The sequence below is a fragment of the Fictibacillus marinisediminis genome, from assembly GCF_023149135.1.
Lineage (GTDB): Bacteria > Bacillota > Bacilli > Bacillales > Fictibacillaceae > Fictibacillus_C > Fictibacillus_C marinisediminis.
This window is the reverse complement of record NZ_JAIWJX010000002.1, coordinates 505,914-526,914: the sequence shown is the minus strand read 5'-3', so window position 1 is coordinate 526,914 and position 21,001 is coordinate 505,914. Positions and strand designations below refer to the sequence as shown.

Here is a 21,001-nt window from a genome sequence, read left to right as displayed (position 1 = left end):
GAAGATTTTTTGCGCGAAAAAGGAGCTGCCTGAAGGTCAATTTTTGACTTTCAGGACAGCCCCTTTTATATTATGCCAGTTTTTTTAGAATAACGACTTTAAGATAATCTCCTTCTTTAAACTCTTTAATCGTCTTAAAGTCTTCAGGCAGACTGTGTTCTTCAAGGATTTTATACTTGCCGCCGGTCTGGCGGAACGCTTTATCAATAAAGCCTTTGAACTTGCTCATTCCAAAGGTGCTGCAATTGGACGAAGCGACGATCACACCATTCCTTTCGGTGATGGCAATGGCCTGTTCCAGCAGAGCCGGATAATCCTTTCCTGCGCTGAACGTATGTTTCTTGGATCGCGCAAAGCTCGGCGGATCAAGGATCACCAGATCAAACAGCAGCTTTTTTCTAACCGCATATTTGAAATAGTTAAATACGTCCTCGACGATGATGTCTTGTGACTCGTAATCGATTCCGTTGATGCTGAACTGTTCCTGCGTCTTGCTTCGGCTTCGGTTGGCCAGATCCACGCTGGTCGTTTTCACGGCTCCGCCTAATGCGGCTGCCACAGAAAAAGCACCGGTATACGAAAAGGTGTTCAATACCCTTTTGCCTTCTGAATACTTGTCCCGGATGGCTTTCCGGACTTCTCGTTGATCCAGGAAAACACCCACCATCGCACTTTCATTTAAGTATGTAGCAAAATGAATGCCGTTTTCCTGAACGATGAGCGGAAACTGAGCCCGTTCTCCTTCGATGAAATCATCGTCCTCAATGTACGTTCCTTTTTCAGCAAACCGCTTCTTCTCATAGATCCCTTTAAAATCAGTCAGATTTCTAAGCGACTGCAGAACAAATTCTTTAAATTGATAAATACCCTCGCTGTACCAGTTGATGACGTAATAGCCGTCAAAATAATCCATCGTGACACCGCCGATGCCGTCGCCTTCACCGTTAAACACCCTGAATGCTGTGGTCAGCGGATTATCAAACAACCTCTGCCGGCTTTCGATGGCCGCCTTTATTTTCTTTTCGAAAAAATCCTGGTCGATGTTTTCCTGCGGCTTGCGGGTTAAAATCCATCCCAGTCCTTTATTCTGCTTGCCATAATAGCCATTGCCGATAAATTTGCCGCTTTCATCAATAATCTCAATGATTGTCCCTTCTGCCAGACCTTTGTCCACGTAAGAGACGGCATCGCTTACGATCAGGGGCGATCCGCCTTTGATGCTCTTATCGGAAGATTTTATTTTTACACGAGCTATACTCATCATTCCACCCAATTCATCTATCAAATTTTATCAAATCATTATAATTCTTCTTCACGTTCTGTCATTATAATACTTATCGTAAAAGAAATCATTAATACCTATAAAGGAGCCAACGATATCATGCAGCATTTAATAGATGAAATCCGAAAATTCCGGGACGAACGAAATTGGGGCCCTCATCATAATCCAAAAGACCTTGCCCTTTCCATAACGCTTGAAGCCGCTGAACTGCTGGAAAACTTCCAGTGGAAAGAAAGCCAGGAAGCGGTCGATGGGAACCTGGAAGACATTAAAGATGAATTGGCTGACGTAATCATCTACTCCCTTCAGCTGGCGGACAGGCTTGATGTGGATGTAAACGAGATTGTACGTAACAAGATGGAGAAGAATGCGGTAAAGTATCCAGTAAAATAAACGCCACATGGGTAATCTCCAAAACAGCCGTAAGAACCAAAAGTGACAGGAAGGGCTGGAGCCAACGGCAGATAATAAGCCCGAGGGATCTCCTCGGGCTTAGGTTTGTTAAATTGTGATTTCTTGGAGCCTGACTCCTTCTAAACAAATGTTTAGGATTCCTATACGCTGACATTAAGAAAGCATGGCATTCATATCTTCCTCGACATCCCCAATGAGCTTTAGATTAAAGGTGTCTTGTAATACTTGCATTACACCCTGTGAGATAAACTCAGGAGGTTTGGGTCCGATACGGATGTCTTGGATGCCAAGACTGAACAATCCGAGTAGAATGGCAACCGCTTTTTGTTCAAACCAAGAAAGAACGATGCTAACAGGGAGTTCGTTTACTTCACAATCGAATGCATCGGCCAGAACTAGTGCAATTTTTACAGTTGAAACGGAGTTATTGCATTGGCCAAGGTCGATATAGCGTGGAATATTCGTTCCGGGTACGTCTCCGTAATCTACATCATTGAAACGGAATTTGCCACATGAAGTGGTTAAAATGACCGTTTCCGGTGGCAGGGATGTGGCTAGTTTTCGATAGTACTCTCCACCCTTTCCAGGTGCGTCACAACCGGCAATGACAAAGAAACGTTTAATCTTTTTATCCTTTACCGCTTGGATGATTTCAGGAGCTATACCAATGACAGTTTGATGGTGGAACCCTGTAAGTAATGTTTCGTCAGATTCAATATTCACCTCAGGAAGCTCCAATGCTCGCTGAATTAATGGAGTAAAATCATCATTTTCAATTTTTTGAACATGTTCTAAGCCGGCCACTTCATAGGAGAACATTCTGTCGGCATACGTTCCTTTAATCGGCATCACACAGTTGGTCGTTGCTAAAATGGCACCCGGAAACTTTTCAAACAAGCGGCGTTGATCATACCAGGCTTTACCGATATTTCCTTTTAAGTGCGGATACTTTTTAAGTTTTGGATAACCGTGTGCCGGCAGCATTTCAGAGTGAGTATAAATATTTATCCCTTTTCCTTCTGTTTGCTTTAAAAGGTGTTCCAATGCAAATAAATTATGACCAGTTACTACAATGGCATTTCCTTCTATCTTATTTTGCGATATTTTAATCGGTTCAGGAATTCCTAAACGATCTGTATGTGCTTTGTCCAACAACTCCATTACACGAACAGCCGCTTTCCCAACTTTCATTGCCATATCAATATGTTCCTGTACATTAAAGTTCGAGTTTGTAAGCGTCATATATAACGCTTCATGAGTGGTCGCATCAACGAAGGGATCCGTGTACCCTAATTGATTTGCGTGCGTCCGGTAAGCAGCAATTCCTTTTAAGCCAAATATGATAGTATCTTGTAAACTGGCAATATTTTCATCTTTCCCACATACACCTATGGTTTTACAGCCGCCAGTTGGAGTTTGCTCACATTGATAACAAAACATTTTTTTCATCCCTTTTTAAAAATCTGTTTTTGTTTTTTATAATTTGGTATTAATCTAAACAGTTTTTATACGTTTTGATTGCTTAGGGGAAACTTCGAGATTACAAATTAATACTATCGCTTAAAAGGGTTGATATCTGTGATTATTATCACAAGGTGAAAGGTGCGAGACTCCTCGAAAATGAATTTCACATTTTCTTCGTGCGATATAACGCTGCCGAAGCCTTCCTTGTCCTGCGGGAGCAGTGGGACAGGTAAGACCCACAGGCGCTGGCGCCGGTAAGGCTTAAGCTTCGCCCCGCGGAAAGCGAGCAACCTGAAACGGAAATCAACCACTCCCAAGAGCAACAAAGGTTACGAGATTGCTAGAGTTGATTGGAATGGACAAGCGTTTGCTAGAATAAAAGATTTTTTACCACCAAAAAAAAGAGGCCCCATTTTCAGGAACCTCTAAACTGCTTTTAAATTTTCAAATCCCTCTTCTGGTACGATACGTAAGTGAGGAAAATCCCCGCCGCAATAATCACAACTGACAACGCGACAAACACACCATCAAATCCGCTATTCTCTATCAGGTTCTTCGCCTCAAAGTATTTAAACGGCGTAATGTACTTGAGAGCATCAAGCCTGTCATTCAGTTCGATGACGATGGACAGAATATACGTGACGAGAAGGATGCCGGTCGCGAGGGACGCTGCCCTCTTCGGACTCTTGGTCACAGCCGCGATGGCCATTCCGATCGCCAGGAATAAGAGCTGCAGCAAAAACAATCCAGCCATCAATTTCCCAATCTCACTTGTATCTGCTGCGGAGTAATAGTGCATCACCATTGCAACCGAAAAAGCATAGGTTACGAGATTGAAGATCACAAGCAGTACAATGGATGCTGCAAGCTTTGATGTAATGATTTTTGTTCGGGATACTGGCTTGACCATCAGAAACTCTGACGTCTTGTCACGCTCTTCTTTTGCGATCATATTGGCGCCGAGCATGACGGAATGGATAGTTGCCATCAAGACAAGATACGAAAACAGCATGCCGTAAAATCCCATGGCGGTTGATAAATCCAGTGAGCTTAACCCAAATATGGCCTGAAGCGATTTAGGCATCGCAGCAAAAATCTCGTTCACAGACTGACCGGAACTTTTCATGGCCCCATACTTGCTCATTCCTGAAACCACCATAAAGAGAATGCCGACGCACCACCAAATCATGGACTTACGGCTGTATTTCAACTCTCTCCAAAAGATGTTCATCGTTTATCACCTCTTCCTTATCCTGCTAGGCCGCATGGATGTCTTTTTTCGTAAACAGCACATAACTGGCCGCGATCGCCACCATGACGACGGCAGCTTCAATACTGATATAAACCGGCTCATAAGAGGAATGCTTCATAATATATGACAGATCAAAATATTTAAACGGTGTAATATAGCGAATCGCTTTATCCCCTATGACAGAGCCGAACATGCTGAGGATAAAAAAAGCAAAGACCGTACCTAACGAGAGCGGCAGTACCGATCTGATCCTTGAAAAAGCTGCTGATACAAGAAAACCAAGCGACGCAAACACGAGCTGTACAAAAAAGTTTGCCGCTGACATGAAGAAGAAAGCTTCTTCGTTAAAATCTGCTGTTGCTACTGCAACCGCCATACCGTATGAAACGGCAATAAAAATGACATTGGTGAAAATTAACGTATAAAGTACAGCCAGCAGCTTAGCGGTGATGATCTGTGCTCTCGTCACTGGCTTCGCGAGAATAAACTCTGCTGTCTTCCCGCTGACTTCCTTGGATAAAATCCCGGTTCCAAGATTCATCGCCTGAATGGCACCGCACAGCATCACATATAAAAAGAAATACGAGTAAAATCCAAGGAGTGACGTGATCGTGTTGATCTGAACGCCTAATGCCTTCAACACACCTTCCGGATAATTTTGAAGGACCTTAATAAACTGATCTCCATCTTTTTCAACCGATGGGTAGATCGAGAAAAACAGTACCGTGACTGCCGCTAGAGCAAATGCCCAGATCAGCATGGACTTACGGGTCACCTTAAGCTCATGCAAGAAGATATTCACTTGGAACCATCCTCCTTCTCATAATAATGAAGAAAGATTTCCTCAAGGTCTGGCTCATCCACCCAAACGTTCGAAAGTTCAATTTCCGCAAGCTTTTTCATGATCAAGTTAATGTTGCCACTGTATAAGAAGCTGATCTTATTGTCCTCACTTTGCATGTTCGTCACACCATCCACTGCAAACCATCCAGCATCCACCGGGTGTTTTGTCTCAATTCTAATCTTCTTATGGTTGTTTTCTTGAAGGGTACTGATCTTCTCAACCGTAATGAGCTTTCCTTCTTTAATGATGGCAACCCGGTCACACATCTTCTGCACTTCGCTCAGGATGTGCGAGGAAAACAGAATGGTCGCTCCCTTTTTGTTCTCCTCTTTCAAGAGATCAAAGAACTTTTGCTGCATTAATGGATCCAGTCCCCCGGTCGGTTCGTCCAGAATGATCAGCTTCGGTTCATGAAGTAAGCCTTGAACAATCCCAACCTTTTTCCGGTTTCCGTAGGACAAGTCATCGATTCGTTTATTAAGATCCAAATCCATGATTTCTGCGAGTTCATGAATCCGTTTCTTGCAGTCTTTTTTATAAAAGCTTGCGGAATAGTTCAGCAGGTCCTTCACTTTCATTTTGTCGTAGTAGAACACCTCTGAAGGCAGATACCCGATCTGCTTTTTGATCTCTGGCCCGTACTTAATGACGTCTTTTCCGAAAATCGCAGCGCTTCCACTCGTTGGATAAATGATGGACAGCAGCGTGCGGAGCGTTGTGGATTTACCGGCACCGTTCGGACCGATGAAGCCAAAGATTTCCCCTTCTTCCACATGAAAGCTGATGTCCTCGATTCCCCTGGCATTGCCATATCTTTTCGTTAAATTTTTGATCTCAATCACATTCATGGCTGCAGCCTCCTGTTCATTTATAAAAAGCTTTCTTAAACATTTCAATGTAAGCAGCTGCTTCAGCAAACACCTCGTCATAATCAACCTCAAGATCTTGGAGTTTCGCTTTGGCCCGTATTTCTTCACTGAGCCCTTCAAATGCCCACAGCATACTTTTTATGACCTTTGAGAGATCCAGGTCATCACGGAACTTCGAGGTGTCAATTCCATCAAAAAGCCAAGTGGAACTGCTGGCCGTAAAGGTTTTAATCCTGCTTTGAAAGTCGCTTCGAATTTGGTCTGACTCTTCAAGCATCGCTTTCTCAAAGAAACGGAAGATGTCAGGATAGGTATGAAGCAGCTCCATCTTAATAAGCGTCATGTCGTGAAGCCTTTTAAAAAAATCCGTTTCCTCCATGACTACCTTTTTATAAAAGTCTTCCATGACCACCTCGATACAGTGATCAAATAAGAAAAGATACAAGGTCTTTTTATTTTGGAAATAGTGAAACAGCAGTCCTTTTGATATGCCGGCCTCCTTCACAATTTCATTGGTCGATGCATGGTCATAGCCCTTTTGCACGTAAACCTTGATGGCAGCATTTAAAATTTTAATTTGTTTCTCATCTTCCAGATTGTAAAATTTCGAAAACACAGGCAGCACTTCTTTCATGTTTTGATTACGTTTAAGCTCTGTTGTTGACCAGTTCGGTCAATCACAGTATATTCTCATTGACCAATGCGGTCAACAACAAGTTTTCGACAAAATTAAGTGTTTTTGACCTCATGGTTTGTCTTCTTTATTCTTGAAATGGACTGATTTATTCTCGAAACAGACCAACTTATTCTCGAACCGTTTATACGCGACGCAAATCGACATGTTTTGACACATTCATTTCGCTACACATTCGATTCCAGCCAACAAAAAACACCCATCCTTCACCATAAAGGATGGGCGCTCTCAACATCATCTCCCCCGCTTCCACCTTGGAAGCTTTGGTTCTTTGACACGGATGAACCGGATGATGATGAACAGGATATAGATGGCCAGTGCAACATAGAAGAACACCGGCACTTTTTCAAACCTTGCTTTTGCTAAGAGGTAGAACATATAGAACAAAAACAGAGTGACGATCACACCGTTTTTAGGCAGTTTGATGTTTTTGAAGCTTGGTATTTTAATCGTGCTGACCATGAGAACGGCCAGCCCGTAAAAGGCGATGATGAAGACCCCCAACGGAATTACTTTTACAAACAGCACGAGAAAGGTAACGATCGCTCCAGCCAGTGTGATTGGGATCCCTGTAAAGTGTTTCATCGACTCTTCCTGAGCGGTCACGTTGAAACGGGCCAAACGGTAGGCACCGAACACAGGGAAAATGCCGGACATCGCCACACCGTATATATAATGAAAGTCTGCAAAGAAAGTGTGAGCGGCCAAAAAGGCAGGTGCGACACCGAAAGAAACGACATCGGCAAGGGAATCCAGTTCCTTCCCCATTTCATTGGTTACGCCAAGAATTCTTGCCACCCTGCCGTCAACCGCATCAAGCATGATTGCAATAAAGATCAGGATCGTGGCGTTCTTGCTGTCGCCATCTATAATATAGCCGATGGAAAAAAAGCCGCAATATAAATTTCCAAGTGTAAGCAGATTGGGTATATGCTTTTTCATTGAGCACGTCCTTTGTATGTAAACTATACACTTTAATACTAATGCATTTTAGGAAATTTACAATTGCTTTTCCTATTTATAGGGGTTTTTTCCCAAGTGTTTCTTCACATTTTTATTTTATTCAATAACTTGATAAACATTTCTATTTCTTCTTCTGAAAGTTCACTGAATGTTTCTTCATAGAAATCCTGCAGCACATCATCCATTTTATCCGCCAGCTGCTCTCCTTTTGGCGTGATCGATAAATAAACGATTCTGCGGTCCTGTTCACTATGCTTACGGGTGACCAGACCGCGATTGATCAACTTATCGCTCGTTACAGAAATATGGCTGTTCGTCACTTGCAGCTGATCAGCGATTTCCGATACCATCTGGTCACCTTGGCAGCGAAGAACCTTTAGTGCCGCATATTCGTTCAGCGGAATAAAATCCTTTAGCAAAGGATGAAAACATGCCCGGATTTTCTTTGTTTGGTTTCTATAGTTTGTCACGAGATCCTTAACGAGGGTTTCTCTATTTTTCATAACGATTCTCCTTGCTTGCAGCGCAGGAAATGATGATGCAATAGATTGGCACACATCAAACTTTGGCTTTAATTCCAGCTTCTATTTTTTTTAACAAACGAATGTATTCATCTTGCTCTTCCTTTGACAGTGTTGCAAGCATCTCTGCCCAGAAGTGATTTCGCTTTTCTACAATAGCAGAAATCAGCGATTCACCCGTTTCCGATAATACGATCCAGACCACTCTCCGATCCTTCTCATCCCGCGTACGAGAGATCAGCTGTTCTTCCTCCAGCTGGTTTAAGAGTGTCGTTGTGGCTCCGGAAGTCATTCCCATCGTGTTCGAAATATCCACAACCATGCATCTGCGTTTCTGAAACAGCATCTTTAGTACCGCATACTTGGTAGCCGTTAAACTATATGGAAATTCCTTGATTTGATTTTCAATAAACGCTCTTCGCAATTGAAAGAACGTATCCTTAATGTGGTCCAGCTGCTCGATCTGAGCTTGTAATTGTCGGTCCATGACTGATCCCCTTTGGGTTATTGCATTGCATCATGATAGTATCATTAACCCAATAAAATTTAAAATTCATTTTTATTGTGCCTTTCAACCTTTTTGTGGTAAAGTGTTTATTTATACAATACCTTTATCATAAAGTATCTTTTCTAAAAAGTAAATCTTTCACAAAGGTATCAATCATTAACAGTTAGCTGTGACCTACAGTTAATAATATTAATAATTAAGGAGGGCAACTAAATGTCTAGAGGTCGTCTACTCATGACCAACATCATCGCATTTCTCGTAGTAATCGTTTTAATTGCAGGAGGAGCGTATTACTATTTCCAAAACAACAACTACGTTTCGACGGACAATGCAAAGGTAACAGGTGAGCTTCACAACATCACTGCTCCAACGGATGGGAAACTTTCAGATTGGAACTTGGAAGAAGGCAAGAAGGTAACAAAGGATGATAAAATCGGAAAAATTTCCGGTGCTGAAAAATCCATGTCCATCACAACTCCTGCCGATGGAACCATCATTAAAAAACAAGCCAACAATGACCAAATGGTGCAAGCTGGCCAAACACTAGCAAGTGAAGTCAACATGGATGAACTATACGTGATCGCCAACATTAAAGAAGATGAATTGAAAGATATCGAAGAGGGTGACCAAGTTGACGTTACTGTAGATGGTGACGATGAAACCACTCTTGATGGAAACGTAGAAAAAATTGGTTTTGCTACTAACTCTTTATTCTCTTTAATGCCTAAATCCAACGATGACGGCAACTACACAAAAGTAACGCAAACTGTACCTGTTAAAATTTCAATCACGAACTCATCTGATAAAGTATTGCCAGGTATGAACGCAGAAGTAAAAATTTCTAAAAACTAATCCATCATTAGAACTGCACTTCCTAAGAAAGGAGGAAGAATAAATGTCAAGCGAATTTCAACAGCCTCAAGGCTCACACGATATCAAAAGATACATTCCTTTATTAGTCATACTCATGATCGGGTTATTCCTTGCCATCCTGAACCAGACACTGCTGAACGTGGCTATTCCCCACTTGATCACAGAATTCGGCGTTTCTGCCAATACAGCTCAGTGGTTATTGACAGGCTACATGCTGGTCAATGGTGCGCTCATTCCGCTATCGCCTTTTCTGATTGAACGGTTCGCGGTCCGCCGCCTCTTTTTGTTTGCCATGTTCTGCTTTACGCTAGGTTCATTGATCTGCGGGCTTTCAACGGGATTTCCTGTCATGCTAGTCGGGCGTTTGATCCAGGCCGTTGGCGGCGGTGTATTAGCACCTCTTGTCATGACCATCATCATCTTTATATTCCCTCCGGAAATCCGGGGTAAGGGGATGGGGATCTTTGGTCTCGCCATGATGTTTGCTCCGGCGGTCGGTCCTACGCTTTCTGGCTTTGTCGTACAAAACTATGACTGGCATCTTCTCTTTACCGGAATGGTACCGCTGGGCGTCATCGTATTAATCTTTGCCTTTTTCAGCCTGAAAGACATTCAGCCGCCGAAAAAGGTTAAGGTTGATGGCCTTTCCGTCTTTACGTCTCTTGCCGGTATGTCGCTGCTTCTATATGGATTCAGTGAAGCAGGAAATGACGGCTGGGATGATACGGTTGTTCTTTCAACCATGATTGCAGGGGCTGTCCTGCTCATGATTTTTACCATCAGACAGCTTCGTATTGAAAAGCCGCTGCTCGACATGCGGATTTTCAACTATGGAATCTTTTCATTAGCAAGCGTTATTAACGTCGTTTTGACGATCAGTCTGTTTTCCGGGATGTTCCTGCTTCCGATCTATCTGCAGACGATCCGGGGATATTCACCGCTTGATTCCGGACTGCTGTTGCTGCCAGGTGCTTTGATCATGCTGGTTATGTCACCTGTTTCAGGTACACTGTTTGATAAATTGGGGCCGCGTCCACTTGCCATTTTCGGTATGGCGCTCACAACGATAACGACGTATTTCTTTACAAGACTGACAATGGATACCCCTTACACATTCATCGTGGTTCTCTATATGTTCCGTATGTTTGGGATGTCCTTCTTGATGATGCCGATCATGACAGCCGGCCTTAACCAGCTGCCGAAGCACTTGAGCAGCCATGGTACGTCCATGTCCAACACGCTTCGCCAAGTATCAGGCTCGATCGGTATCAGCTTGATCACGACCATCTTTACGAACCGAACAACGTTCCATATGAATGAGATGGAAGGAGCCATGAGTACGGCCGATCCATTCTTTATGACTTCATTCCATGACTTTGTTCAAAAGGTAGCGGTCAGTCTTCATCTTCCTGTATCACAGGCCCAGCAGCAAGCCATTCAAATCCTTTTCGGTAAAGCGAGCCAGCAGTCCAGCATCAACGGCATTAACGATGCATTCATCATAGCAACCGTTATTTCCGCCATTGGTCTCGTACTGAGCTTATTTCTCCGTGATGTCCGAAAAGACAAGGTTAGAGAAGCGGCTGCACCAGTACCTCAGAAAGAGGAAGTACTGCTGTTGCCAGCGCCAAAGAATGTATCCTAACACCCTACTCTATTAAAATCTGGAGGAATGTTTCATGAATATATGTATTGTCTACGATAGTGAAGGCGGCCATACAAAGGCACTTGCCGAATCCATCGCAGCTGGAGCACAGCAAGTGAACGGCGCAAATGTCTACCTGCAGCATGTAGATGAAGCAGATGTTTACTCCCTTCCTAAGATGGATGCGATCATCTGGGGATGCCCAGGGCATTTCGGCACCATCAGCTCAGGGCTAAAAAGCTGGATCGACAAGCTTGGCTATCTATGGGCAGAAGGAAAACTAATCAACAAAGTGGGGGCTGTGTTCTGTACAACAGCTACAACTCACGGCGGTTTAGAAGCGACTCTTCTTAACCTTATTACTCCAATGCTTCACCAAGGTATGATCATCGCAGGACTTCCAGGTAATGTCCCGGAAAACGCCCTGTATGGATCTTACTACGGAGTGGGAATAACTTGTCCAATTGAAGGGAATGAACTCATTACCGAGGACGACCAGGCTCTTGGACGCGCATTGGGAGAGCGTGTAGCTCTTGTTGCACAGCAATTTACAGAACGGTAGGTGATGGAAAAATGATCGGCATATTACTTATTGTAGTCGCCGTGATTTTAATTGCAGTCTTAATTGTTATTAATACGAGGGCTTTTGCCGCTAAAGGCAAGGCGAATACAGCGGATGAAAACATGCAGTCTCCGGTTGCGGAAGAACCGATACAGGAGCCTGTACAAGAAGAAACAGCTGCCGCTGCCCAGGAAAATCACGAGAATATGGCTCCACCATCGCCAGCAGAACAAGAAAGAATTCCCGAGAAAGCCCCAAATGCCATGGGTGACATGGAGTATAGAAATGCACTGCACCGGTTAAGTTCAGCAAAGCCTGAAGCACCTGCTGAAAAACCGGAAAAGCATTCGATGAAAGATAACGATTACCGCAACGCTTTAAAATCAATGAACAAAAAACGTGAAAACTAACATGAGTAAAAGCCATAGAATGATGACTTCTATGGCTTTTCTCTACCCCGTTTTTTACTCTATACGATAAGAGGTGCTTTTTATGAAGGTACATGAGTTCATGATCTCAAATGTAATGACAGCCAAACCTGGTGATACCCTTCAAGACGTCATGAGTTTGCTTGTTAAAGAAAGAATTGGCGGAGTGCCAATCGTCGACGAACACGGAAAGCTGCTTGGCATGGTATCGGATGGTGATATTTTACGATCCATCAAACCGCGCGAACGTCAAATCTATGACTTTTTCTCCTTCGTCATTTATGAAGAAAAGCAAGAGCTTGAAAGCTACCTCAAGGAATTGGGAGAAGTATCGGTATTGAAAATCGCCAAACGGACAGGACTCATCACGGTTTCCCCGCAGGATGAAATGGAAAAAGCCCTGCATCTGCTGGCTAAGCATCACTTTAAAAAGCTGCCGGTTGTCGACAAGGAAAACCGTGTAGTCGGTGTCATCAGCCGTGGAGACGTCATCCGAAGAATTCAGCAGGCCCTCCTTCAGCAGCTTTAAGAAAATATCGTGTAAAAAGCGGCCATATCGGCTGCTTTTTTTATTTTATCGGTGTATTTGTATATTTTTCACGCAGCAGGAATTTTTGGATCTTGCCGCTCGCGTTTCTTGGCATTTCATCGACAAAAATGAATTTTCTCGGCCGCTTATAGTCTGCCAGCTTATGGCTGTTTCTGCAGAATTCATCAAGCGCATCTTCGGTCAGCTCTCCTGCTTTTTTCACGATGATGGCCGTCACCCGCTCTCCCCACTTTTCATCCGGCTCTCCCAGCACAGCGACATCAAGAACCCATTCATGCTCGTATAAAAGGTCTTCCACTTCACGCGGGTAGATGTTTTCTCCACCACAGATGATCATATCGTCCATCCGGTCAGAAACGAAAAGGTATCCTTCCTCATCCATATAGCCGATATCCCCGCTATGGTACCAGCCTTTATGTACAGCTTGATCTGTCGCCTCTTCCCGGTTGTAGTACCCTTTCATCATACTCGGCCCCCTGACGATGATCTCTCCAGCCTCTCCCGGCGGAAGAATGTCTTCCGGATCAGACGGCCCTTGAGTTCCCGGACGCACGACACGAATTTCATGGTTAAAGCAGGCTTTACCCGCCGAACCTGCTTTAGCCTCCTGTTCGTCTTCAAACAAAAAGGCAATAGCAGGTCCCATCTCTGTCATGCCATACGCTTGTACAAGCTTAATGCCCAGCTTATCACCAAGTGCCCGCACGAGAACCGGTGCCATCGATGCCCCGCCATAAAGCCCAAATCTCATGGAAGAGGTCTCGTATTGCGACAGATCTTCCTGCAGCATCATGTTCCACATGGTAGGCGCGGCAAACATGACGGAAATTTTCTCGTCCTGAATCGTTTGAAGAACTTTTTTTGCATCAAAATGGTGCATGATTACCGTCGTACATCCATTATGAACACGCGGCAAAAAAGCACAGTGCAGTTCAGCACAGTGGAACATCGGAGCAGCCGTCAGCCCTCTGTCAGATGGCCTCAGCTGCAGCGCCTGCATGCAGGTCAAACTTTGCTCGATCATGTCTCTGTGGCGGTGCATCACGCCCTTCGGCTGTCCGGTCGTTCCGCTCGTATACATGATGGCGTACAAGTCGTTTTCATCCAACTCAACATTCGGCGCCTGGGCTGGAGCTTCTTGAACCCGATCGTGAAAACGGACTGCCTGATCCGGAACCTTCTCGCTGACCGACCAGAAGGAGACGAGCGGAAACTCATCAAACAGAACCTTCACCTGCTGCTCCAGATCTTTTTCATAAATAAAAAGGACAGGCTTGGAATCGTTGAGTATGTACGAGACTTCACCTGACTTTAACCGAAAGTTGATGGGATTGATGACCGCGCCTATTTTTGCACAAGCGAAGTAAACCGTCGCAAGTTCACTCGTGTTGTACATAAAAACAGAAACAACATCCCCCTTCCTTACCCCGGCTGCCAGAAACGCCTGTGCCGTGCGGTTGACATACTGATCCCATTCTCCGTACGTCCATCTTTGGCTCCGGGACAGATCGACCAGCGCCTCTTTACCTGGATACTTTCTTACCGTCTGCTCAAATAACCTTCCAATCGTCGGATACATTCATTCTTCCTCCCATTATTTTTAGAGTAGAATCGAGCAATGCCATCACAAAAGTTGTAAGAGCCCCTATTTCCTGTTAGGTACTATTTCCCCAGAACTATTAGAATCCCTTGTTATTTAACTACTAAAATAGAACTATTTTATCGAATTGTTAACTAAATGTAATAAAACAATTTAGACCATTTGCCGATACACATCTATGAATCAAACAATTGTGAAACGTTTTGATTTTAGAATGATGTGCAGAGGAGATTGAGATGAAAAAGCTAGCAATTCCGGGGTTTTGTTTTGCCGTACTAACCACAGCCGCTTTATACCAGGGTATACATGCCAATCCCGTGTCCGCTCAGGAGTTAAAAACAAAGTATGTGAATGTCAGTGCAAGCTCAAGCCTGAACTTGCGTAAAAGCGCAACGACAAAGTCAGCCGTCATTGGCAAGCTCGTAAAAGGCAACAAAGTAATCGTCTATTCTGAAAGCAAAGGATGGGCTAGGCTCAAATACAACGGGAAGTATGGCTATGTCAGTTCAAAATATCTGGTTTCCAAGCCTTCAACCACCAAAACCACGATAAGTGCCGCTAAACCTACAACTGCCATTAAGTATGTAAAAGTGACCCAGGGCACGTTGAATATGCGCAAAAGCGCTTCATCCAGTGCAACGGTCATCGTCAAATTAGCAAAAGGAACAAAGGTTACATTTTATTCCCAATCAAAAGGCTGGTCTAAAATTGCAGCAAGCGGAAAAATCGGCTACGTCAGCTCGGCTTATTTGTCCACCTCCAAACCAGCAGCCACCACTGCAGCACCTAAACCGAAAACCGTTACGAAATATGTTATGGTGAAATCAGGAGACACTCTCACGCTGAGAAAAAGTGCCTCCGCCAGTTCAACGGCCGTAACGAAACTAAAGAATGGTTTGGCTGTTACGGTATATACCGAGTCGAAAGGGTGGGCCAAAATCAAAGCCAATGGCAAAAACGGGTATGTCAGCTCCGTGTACCTTTCTGCCAAAAAGCCGGTGGTTAGTGCACCCAAGCCTGCTGCCCCTAAGACGACAACCAAATATGTAAAGGTAACATCCGATACACTTAATCTTAGGAAAAGCCCTTCTGCAAATGCAGCCATCATCACCAAACTAGTAAATGGCCTGGAAGTTACCGTCTATTCCGAATCAAAAGGATGGGCCAAGATCAAGGCCAATAACAAAGATGGATATGTCAATACAAGCTACCTTTCTGCTACAAAACCGGTAGTCAGCAAACCGGCTGAGCCAGCAAAGACGATCATTAAGTTTGTGAAGGTCGGCTCCAGCCTTAACATGCGTTCAGGCCCGGCCACTACCTATTCCGTAATGGCCGTTCTTAAACACAACACGCCAGTTACCGTTCATTCAGAGACCAAAGGCTGGGCCAAAGTATCCGCAAGCGGAAAAACCGGCTATGTCAGCTCCTCTTACCTGGTGGATCAGGTAGAAGCAACACCTGGTATCACAAATACTGCCTACGGAAAGACATTGGATGAGATGGTAGCCATTCAGATGAAGGTAAACCCTCTGACCGATAAAAAGTACAATACGTTTATCCGCGAAGATGCACTTGATCTGACAAGCAGTACATCCGGAATTGTTGATGGAACCGGCTGGCGCGTCAGAGGCGGTGCCGGAGACCAGTACTGGGCAGTAGGCAATGTCAGCAACGGGGACATCCTTCAGATCGTTAACACCGTGAAAGGCGCTGACGGCTACAACTGGTATCAAGTGATCTACAATAACAAGTGGGTCAATGCGAGCCCTGATGACGTAAAATATTATTTGGACGTTAACAATTTTAAGGGCGATACGGTAAAGTCCTTACAATTTTTAAAGCTCTCTCAAAGTGCAAGTGTTCTTAACAGTGAAGTCAATGATCGGATCCTTGCAGGCAAAGGTATTCTTGCAGGAAAGGCAGATGCGTTCATTGAGGCAGGTAAAGCATATGGAGTAAATGAAATCTACCTGATCTCCCATGCACTTCTTGAAACTGGCAACGGTACATCCAAGCTGGCAAACGGAATCCTCTATAATGGCCAGATGGTTTACAATATGTATGGAATTGGAGCGGTTGACAGCGATCCTATTAACATGGGGGCAAAATACGCTTATGATAAGGGATGGTTTACCCCCGATGCTGCCATTATTGGCGGAGCACAATTTATATCCAATGGCTATATCCAGGCTGGACAGGATACGCTCTATAAAATGAGATGGAATCCGTTAGCTGCGTCACTAACAGGCAAAGCCACTCATCAATATGCAAGCGATATCGGGTGGGCCTCCAAACAGACGACCCAGATGTACAATCTTTACAAACTGCTTTCATCCTATAAACTTATTTTGGATATTCCTGCTTATAATACCATCAGCAAATAAAAATAAGAAAAAGCAGACTTGTTGTCTGCTTTTTCTTATTTTCTTAATTCCAGTTGATTTTTTTCACCGTAGAAAATCCATTGTGCTTTTGTAATTCTGTGTCCACATAAAAATACGGTTTTACTATGGATGGCCTAACATAAATGTACCTTGAAGTCCCTTGATTCCACATTTTCATTTGGTAATCAACACCTGCTCCATAGTAGTAAGCCTGCCAAACTATTTCAGAACAATAAAGATATTTTCTATTTGTAGGATCAGTAGAAACCTTGTATGTACTGTTTTTATACTTGGCACCTGTTTTCCAGTAATTATCATAAGCGTTCTTCGCTGCTTTTCCTGCTACAGCAGTACTCTTATGCCGGACTACCTTGGTTGTATCATAGTGATCCAGCCATTTGCTGATACTCCAAACGTAAGGCTTTTTGTTGTTGCTGGTACTTGTAAAAAGTACATTCTTTCCGTCAGGCAGCACAATTCCAGCATGGCCTACCAGTTTGTATGAACTATACGATTTGGTGATTAGTACATCGCCAGGCTTGTAATCAAAACCTTTCACTTTTGCAGCTTCTGCCGAACTGGGTCCATAAGCAAGAAACATTGAAAATAATAAAGCTGAAACCAAAATTGACTTAACGAATTTCATGGAATTCTCCTCCTTTGGCAATAAACACAAGTCATATTATTCCATAAATACCTTTTGTTTGAATGGGATATATTAACTCTTTTTATTAATTATACATGGTAAGAATTCCTTAAATCGATTTTCAACCCTATTGGGCATCCCATACTGATGCTTAAAAGAGGCCCTAAAGTCTTTTTCTCCAAAAATAAGGGGTGATAGCTGGCGATGATAAGACGGCAGTTCCATCACACCCTACCAAAACAACAACATGAACCAACAGAAAAAAAGCAAACCTGTTCGGTTTGCTTTCACTGTGATTTCAACTCTCTTACAGATTCTACAATATTCTTTGCCGTCAGGTTGTATACTTCCTTCAAATATTCCGTTTTACCTACCTGGCCAAACTGTTCCTTGACGCCAATCCTTCTCAAAGGCACAGGACAATGCTCGCTTAATACTTCAGCAACGGCACTCCCCAGTCCTCCTATTACATTATGGTTTTCTGCTGTTACGATTGCACCTGTTTTCTTTGCATACTTTATAATTAACTCTTTATCAATCGGCTTAATTGAATACATATCGATAACCGTTGCCTGGACTCCATTATCATGGAGGATATCAGCAGCCTTTAAAGCCTCAGCCACCATAATTCCACTAGCGATGATAGTGGCATCTCCTCCTTCACGAAGAAGCTTCCCTTTTCCCTCTTCAAATGTCTCACCAAAATTGTAAATTCTCACGGCTGCTTTCCGCATTGTCCGTATATAGTGCACACCATATTCACCGGAAACTTTACGGAGTAAATAGGACAGCATGGTGGAGTCACTTGCTTCGTATACAACTGCATTCGGGATGAGACGAAGAAGACCAAGATCTTCGAAAGCCATATGTGTTCCACCATTATGTTCCGCGGTTACTCCTGAATCCGAACCTAAAATTTTTAAATTTAACCTGGCATATCCCCCTGATACAAACAACTGATCAAAAGCACGGCGGGTAGCAAACTGAGCAAATGTATGAAGAAAAGGAATTTTCCCAGTCAACGCCAGCCCGGCAGCTATCCCCATCATATTTGCTTCCATGATGCCACAATTAATAAGCTGATTTGGTATTTGCTCTTGAATTTTATTGGTAGAAATGGAACTCATGAGGTCAGCTTCCAGTGCAATGATGTTTGGATTTTGTTTTGCCAGTTCAAGCAGAGTGCTGGCATATGCCTGCCTCATTTCAACATTTTCCACTTCATAGGATGCAGCTGCTGATTCAATCATCCTGTTACCGTCCTTTCCATCCTTCTCTCAAGTTCTGCTATAGCTTCAAGTATGGCCGCTTCATCCTCAGCATTCGGACGGATGTGGTGATTGGCTGCCTTTGTTTCAAGATATGGGACACCCTGACCTTTTATCGTATCTAATATAATGGCAACCGGTTTTTCATTTTGTGTCTTTCCAAGCTTAATAGCATCATAAATTTCCTGAATGGAGCTTCCGTCTACTTTAAGGGTATAGAATCCAAAGGCCTTGAACTTTTCAGCAAAATCGATTGGATCTATAATATCCTTTGTTAATCCGTCGAGCTGCTTTTTATTATCATCTACAAAAACAGAAAGGTGGTTCAATTTGTGATGCGCAGCAAACTGAAATGCCTCCCAGCACTGCCCCTCATTTAATTCACCGTCACCTACAATGCAATACGTGCGATTAGAATTCCCTGACAGCTTATGAGAAAGCGCCACTCCAACCGCTGCAGAAATCCCCTGGCCAAGAGAACCTGTTGTCATATCCACTCCCGGTGTAAGGTTTCGGTCAGGATGAGAAGGCAATGATGTCCCGTTCTGATTAAGAGTGTATAGCACCTCTTCCGGGAAAAATCCCTTTAATGCTAATGCCGCATAATAAGCTGGACCACCGTGGCCTTTAGATAGGATAAAATAATCCCGGTCCTCCCACCTGGGGTTGGCAGGGTCAATCTTCATGACGCCACCATACAACACAGCCAGAGTTTCAACAATCGACAAACTTCCTCCATAATGGCCAAAGCCCAAATGATAGAGTTCCTTTAACGTTTTTAAACGAATTTCATCCCTAAGCTGTTCAATTTCGGAAATTGCATGACTCATAGAAAACCTCCTATATTGGTACTAGCATCAAGCTGAAATCTCTTCCTTTTCACTTTGTGGTTTTTTTCGTAAACCGAAGAGAACGGCAATAACTAACACAGCTGCCACAAGGATCGTAACACCCGTTGCACCGAATGAATCGGCCACGTTTCCTAGTATGATTCCTGTTCCGCCAAAATCGCTGTCTGAGAAGGTGGTATTGGCAAAACCGAGATCCCCCAGTACTGGAAGCAGAAAAACAGGCAAGAATGTAATGAGCAGGCCGTTAGCAAACGAGCCAATTGTTGCCCCGCGTATACCGCCGGTTGCATTACCGAATACACCTGCTGTAGCTCCTGTGAAGAAATGAGGTACCACTCCTGGCAATATGATTACCGCACCAGCCCAGCCCAATATCGCCATGCCAACAATTCCACCCAAAAAGCTGCAGAAGAAACCAATCAATACCGCATTAGGTGCATAAGGAAATACAATTGGACAATCAAGCGCAGGTTTGGAATTGGGTACCAGTTTAGTAGAAATCCCTTTAAATGCCGGTACAATTTCAGCCAGTACAAGTCGAACACCCGAAAGGATGACGAATACCCCAGCAGCAAAGGTTACCGCCTGGATTACAGCAAAGACAAGGTAATGTGTTCCATTACTTAATTCTTTTTCAACATATGAAGGGCCAGCAAACAGCGCAATCACCAAGTAAAGAATCGTCATCGTTAGGGCAATAGTAACCGAACTGTCACGAAGAAAAGCAAGGCCTTTAGGGAAGTTGATTTTTTCAGTAGAACGAGATCCCTTTCCAACTACTTTCCCTACCAATCCTGAAAGAATATAGCCAAGAGACGAGAAGTGTCCAAAGCCTACATTATCGTTCCCTACTATTTTCCGCATAAATGGCTGGGTCATAGCCGGAAATACTGCCATCGTTAAACCAAGGGCAATGGAACCTACAATAATCAGACCTATTCCTTTTAATCCTGAAACAACTAAGATGATAGCAATCATGCAAGCCATGTATAACGTGTGATGTCCTGTCAGAAAGATATACTTTAATCGAGTAAATCTAGCCACCAGTATGTTGGCAATCATCCCAAAAAACATGATTAAGGCCGTTGCCGATCCGTACTTTGTCAGTGCCATCGCTACAATGGCTTCATTATTGGGAACAACCCCATTTACATGAAAGGCTTCCTGAAACATTTTTCCGAATGGATCCAGTGCCCCAACCAGGATATTGGCCCCTGCAGCAATAACAAGAAAGCCAAGGAAAGACTTTGTTGTTCCTTTTACAACTTCACTCGCTGGTTTTTTCTGAAGAAGCAGACCTATAAAAGAAATTAACGCAACAAGAACAGCAGGCTGACTCAGAATGTCCATCATCAATTTAAGAAATCTTTCACCCATTTC

The 21,001-nt window shown here is 43.6% G+C and carries 21 protein-coding genes; 7 read left to right on the top strand and 14 right to left on the bottom strand.

Translation table 11 applies throughout. From position 1 onward, the window contains the following. Positions 1-70: 70 nt before the first annotated feature. Positions 71-1,264, bottom strand: a complete 1,194-nt coding sequence (locus LCY76_RS02985) for a class I SAM-dependent rRNA methyltransferase (RefSeq protein ID WP_248251401.1) — start codon at positions 1,262-1,264, stop codon at positions 71-73. A gap of 117 nt (positions 1,265-1,381) precedes the next feature. On the opposite strand from LCY76_RS02985, the gene LCY76_RS02980 reads away from it, so the two are divergent. Further along, complete coding sequence (locus tag LCY76_RS02980) at positions 1,382-1,675, top strand: nucleotide pyrophosphohydrolase (RefSeq protein WP_272885553.1); 294 nt, start codon at positions 1,382-1,384, stop codon at positions 1,673-1,675. A 174-nt stretch (positions 1,676-1,849) separates the two neighbouring features. Here LCY76_RS02980 and hcp read toward each other — a convergent pair whose 3' ends face one another. The 8 genes from hcp to LCY76_RS02940 form a co-directional block, all read right to left on the bottom strand. Next, entirely contained in the window at positions 1,850-3,136 is a 1,287-nt protein-coding gene (hcp, locus tag LCY76_RS02975; protein WP_248254568.1) for a hydroxylamine reductase, read from the bottom strand. Between the two features lie 460 nt (positions 3,137-3,596). Next, entirely contained in the window at positions 3,597-4,391 is a 795-nt protein-coding gene (locus LCY76_RS02970; protein ID WP_248251400.1) for an ABC transporter permease subunit, read from the bottom strand. A gap of 25 nt (positions 4,392-4,416) precedes the next feature. Continuing rightward, entirely contained in the window at positions 4,417-5,214 is a 798-nt protein-coding gene (locus LCY76_RS02965; RefSeq protein ID WP_248251399.1) for an ABC transporter permease subunit, read from the bottom strand. Next, entirely contained in the window at positions 5,211-6,104 is an 894-nt protein-coding gene (locus tag LCY76_RS02960) for an ABC transporter ATP-binding protein (protein WP_248251398.1), read from the bottom strand. Before LCY76_RS02960 ends, LCY76_RS02965 begins: the two co-directional genes overlap by 4 nt. Positions 6,105-6,120: 16 nt before the next feature. Further along, positions 6,121-6,741: a TetR/AcrR family transcriptional regulator gene (locus LCY76_RS02955; RefSeq protein WP_248251397.1), complete on the bottom strand. Its 621-nt coding sequence runs from the start codon at positions 6,739-6,741 to the stop codon at positions 6,121-6,123. A gap of 312 nt (positions 6,742-7,053) precedes the next feature. Beyond that, the gene (gene pssA / locus LCY76_RS02950) at positions 7,054-7,761 is read right to left on the bottom strand and encodes a CDP-diacylglycerol--serine O-phosphatidyltransferase (RefSeq protein WP_248251396.1); all 708 of its coding nucleotides are present in this window, start codon (positions 7,759-7,761) and stop codon (positions 7,054-7,056) included. 104 nt (positions 7,762-7,865) lie between these two features. Continuing rightward, positions 7,866-8,285: a MarR family winged helix-turn-helix transcriptional regulator gene (locus LCY76_RS02945; RefSeq protein WP_053355818.1), complete on the bottom strand. Its 420-nt coding sequence runs from the start codon at positions 8,283-8,285 to the stop codon at positions 7,866-7,868. Between the two features lie 55 nt (positions 8,286-8,340). After that, entirely contained in the window at positions 8,341-8,790 is a 450-nt protein-coding gene (locus LCY76_RS02940) for a MarR family winged helix-turn-helix transcriptional regulator (protein WP_248251395.1), read from the bottom strand. A gap of 234 nt (positions 8,791-9,024) precedes the next feature. Here LCY76_RS02940 and LCY76_RS02935 point away from each other — a divergent pair, with 234 nt between their 5' ends. The 5 genes from LCY76_RS02935 (at position 9,025) to LCY76_RS02915 (ending at position 12,848) form a co-directional block, all read left to right on the top strand. Beyond that, positions 9,025-9,663 (top strand): biotin/lipoyl-containing protein, encoded by a 639-nt coding sequence (locus LCY76_RS02935; RefSeq protein ID WP_053355820.1) that lies wholly within the window; start codon positions 9,025-9,027, stop codon positions 9,661-9,663. A 43-nt stretch (positions 9,664-9,706) separates the two neighbouring features. Continuing rightward, on the top strand, positions 9,707-11,329 hold the full coding sequence (locus tag LCY76_RS02930; protein WP_248251394.1) for a DHA2 family efflux MFS transporter permease subunit: 1,623 nt from the start codon (positions 9,707-9,709) through the stop codon (positions 11,327-11,329). 34 nt (positions 11,330-11,363) lie between these two features. Then, positions 11,364-11,891, top strand: a complete 528-nt coding sequence (locus LCY76_RS02925) for an NAD(P)H-dependent oxidoreductase (RefSeq protein WP_062238815.1) — start codon at positions 11,364-11,366, stop codon at positions 11,889-11,891. Positions 11,892-11,902: 11 nt separating this feature from the next. Next, positions 11,903-12,301: a hypothetical protein gene (locus tag LCY76_RS02920; RefSeq protein WP_248251393.1), complete on the top strand. Its 399-nt coding sequence runs from the start codon at positions 11,903-11,905 to the stop codon at positions 12,299-12,301. Between the two features lie 82 nt (positions 12,302-12,383). After that, positions 12,384-12,848, top strand: coding sequence for a CBS domain-containing protein (locus tag LCY76_RS02915; protein ID WP_248251392.1), 465 nt, complete (start codon positions 12,384-12,386; stop codon positions 12,846-12,848). A 40-nt stretch (positions 12,849-12,888) separates the two neighbouring features. Here the strand turns inward: LCY76_RS02915 and LCY76_RS02910 are convergent, their stop codons facing one another. Next, positions 12,889-14,448, bottom strand: coding sequence for a fatty acid--CoA ligase (locus tag LCY76_RS02910; RefSeq protein WP_248251391.1), 1,560 nt, complete (start codon positions 14,446-14,448; stop codon positions 12,889-12,891). A gap of 257 nt (positions 14,449-14,705) precedes the next feature. Between LCY76_RS02910 and LCY76_RS02905 the strand changes: the two genes are divergently transcribed. Continuing rightward, the gene (locus tag LCY76_RS02905; RefSeq protein ID WP_248251390.1) at positions 14,706-16,856 is read left to right on the top strand and encodes an SH3 domain-containing protein; all 2,151 of its coding nucleotides are present in this window, start codon (positions 14,706-14,708) and stop codon (positions 16,854-16,856) included. A gap of 43 nt (positions 16,857-16,899) precedes the next feature. Here LCY76_RS02905 and LCY76_RS02900 read toward each other — a convergent pair whose 3' ends face one another. The 4 genes from LCY76_RS02900 to ulaA form a co-directional block, all read right to left on the bottom strand. Continuing rightward, the gene (locus LCY76_RS02900; protein WP_248251389.1) at positions 16,900-17,502 is read right to left on the bottom strand and encodes a YiiX/YebB-like N1pC/P60 family cysteine hydrolase; all 603 of its coding nucleotides are present in this window, start codon (positions 17,500-17,502) and stop codon (positions 16,900-16,902) included. A 287-nt stretch (positions 17,503-17,789) separates the two neighbouring features. Then, complete coding sequence (locus LCY76_RS02895; protein WP_248251388.1) at positions 17,790-18,752, bottom strand: transketolase family protein; 963 nt, start codon at positions 18,750-18,752, stop codon at positions 17,790-17,792. Further along, positions 18,749-19,600 (bottom strand): transketolase, encoded by an 852-nt coding sequence (locus LCY76_RS02890; protein ID WP_248251387.1) that lies wholly within the window; start codon positions 19,598-19,600, stop codon positions 18,749-18,751. The genes LCY76_RS02895 and LCY76_RS02890 overlap by 4 nt, the downstream gene beginning before the upstream one ends. Before the next feature lie 27 nt (positions 19,601-19,627). Then, a complete protein-coding gene (ulaA, locus tag LCY76_RS02885; protein WP_248251386.1) occupies positions 19,628-20,998 on the bottom strand; it encodes a PTS ascorbate transporter subunit IIC in 1,371 nt (456 codons plus the stop codon). Positions 20,999-21,001: the final 3 nt, after the last annotated feature.

What these genes read in the sequence shown, in the direction of transcription:
- LCY76_RS02985 (WP_248251401.1), bottom strand. Translation starts at nt 1,264, where the DNA reads ATGATGAGTATAGCTCGTGTAAAAATAAAATCTTCCGATAAGAGCATC.
- LCY76_RS02980 (WP_272885553.1), top strand. Translation starts at nt 1,382, where the DNA reads ATGCAGCATTTAATAGATGAAATCCGAAAATTCCGGGACGAACGAAAT.
- hcp (WP_248254568.1), bottom strand. Translation starts at nt 3,136, where the DNA reads ATGTTTTGTTATCAATGTGAGCAAACTCCAACTGGCGGCTGTAAAACC.
- LCY76_RS02970 (WP_248251400.1), bottom strand. Translation starts at nt 4,391, where the DNA reads ATGAACATCTTTTGGAGAGAGTTGAAATACAGCCGTAAGTCCATGATT.
- LCY76_RS02960 (WP_248251398.1), bottom strand. Translation starts at nt 6,104, where the DNA reads ATGAATGTGATTGAGATCAAAAATTTAACGAAAAGATATGGCAATGCC.
- pssA (WP_248251396.1), bottom strand. Translation starts at nt 7,761, where the DNA reads ATGAAAAAGCATATACCCAATCTGCTTACACTTGGAAATTTATATTGC.
- LCY76_RS02945 (WP_053355818.1), bottom strand. Translation starts at nt 8,285, where the DNA reads ATGAAAAATAGAGAAACCCTCGTTAAGGATCTCGTGACAAACTATAGA.
- LCY76_RS02940 (WP_248251395.1), bottom strand. Translation starts at nt 8,790, where the DNA reads ATGGACCGACAATTACAAGCTCAGATCGAGCAGCTGGACCACATTAAG.
- LCY76_RS02935 (WP_053355820.1), top strand. Translation starts at nt 9,025, where the DNA reads ATGTCTAGAGGTCGTCTACTCATGACCAACATCATCGCATTTCTCGTA.
- LCY76_RS02930 (WP_248251394.1), top strand. Translation starts at nt 9,707, where the DNA reads ATGTCAAGCGAATTTCAACAGCCTCAAGGCTCACACGATATCAAAAGA.
- LCY76_RS02925 (WP_062238815.1), top strand. Translation starts at nt 11,364, where the DNA reads ATGAATATATGTATTGTCTACGATAGTGAAGGCGGCCATACAAAGGCA.
- LCY76_RS02920 (WP_248251393.1), top strand. Translation starts at nt 11,903, where the DNA reads ATGATCGGCATATTACTTATTGTAGTCGCCGTGATTTTAATTGCAGTC.
- LCY76_RS02915 (WP_248251392.1), top strand. Translation starts at nt 12,384, where the DNA reads ATGAAGGTACATGAGTTCATGATCTCAAATGTAATGACAGCCAAACCT.
- LCY76_RS02910 (WP_248251391.1), bottom strand. Translation starts at nt 14,448, where the DNA reads ATGTATCCGACGATTGGAAGGTTATTTGAGCAGACGGTAAGAAAGTAT.
- LCY76_RS02905 (WP_248251390.1), top strand. Translation starts at nt 14,706, where the DNA reads ATGAAAAAGCTAGCAATTCCGGGGTTTTGTTTTGCCGTACTAACCACA.
- LCY76_RS02900 (WP_248251389.1), bottom strand. Translation starts at nt 17,502, where the DNA reads ATGAAATTCGTTAAGTCAATTTTGGTTTCAGCTTTATTATTTTCAATG.
- LCY76_RS02895 (WP_248251388.1), bottom strand. Translation starts at nt 18,752, where the DNA reads ATGATTGAATCAGCAGCTGCATCCTATGAAGTGGAAAATGTTGAAATG.
- LCY76_RS02890 (WP_248251387.1), bottom strand. Translation starts at nt 19,600, where the DNA reads ATGAGTCATGCAATTTCCGAAATTGAACAGCTTAGGGATGAAATTCGT.
- ulaA (WP_248251386.1), bottom strand. Translation starts at nt 20,998, where the DNA reads ATGGGTGAAAGATTTCTTAAATTGATGATGGACATTCTGAGTCAGCCT.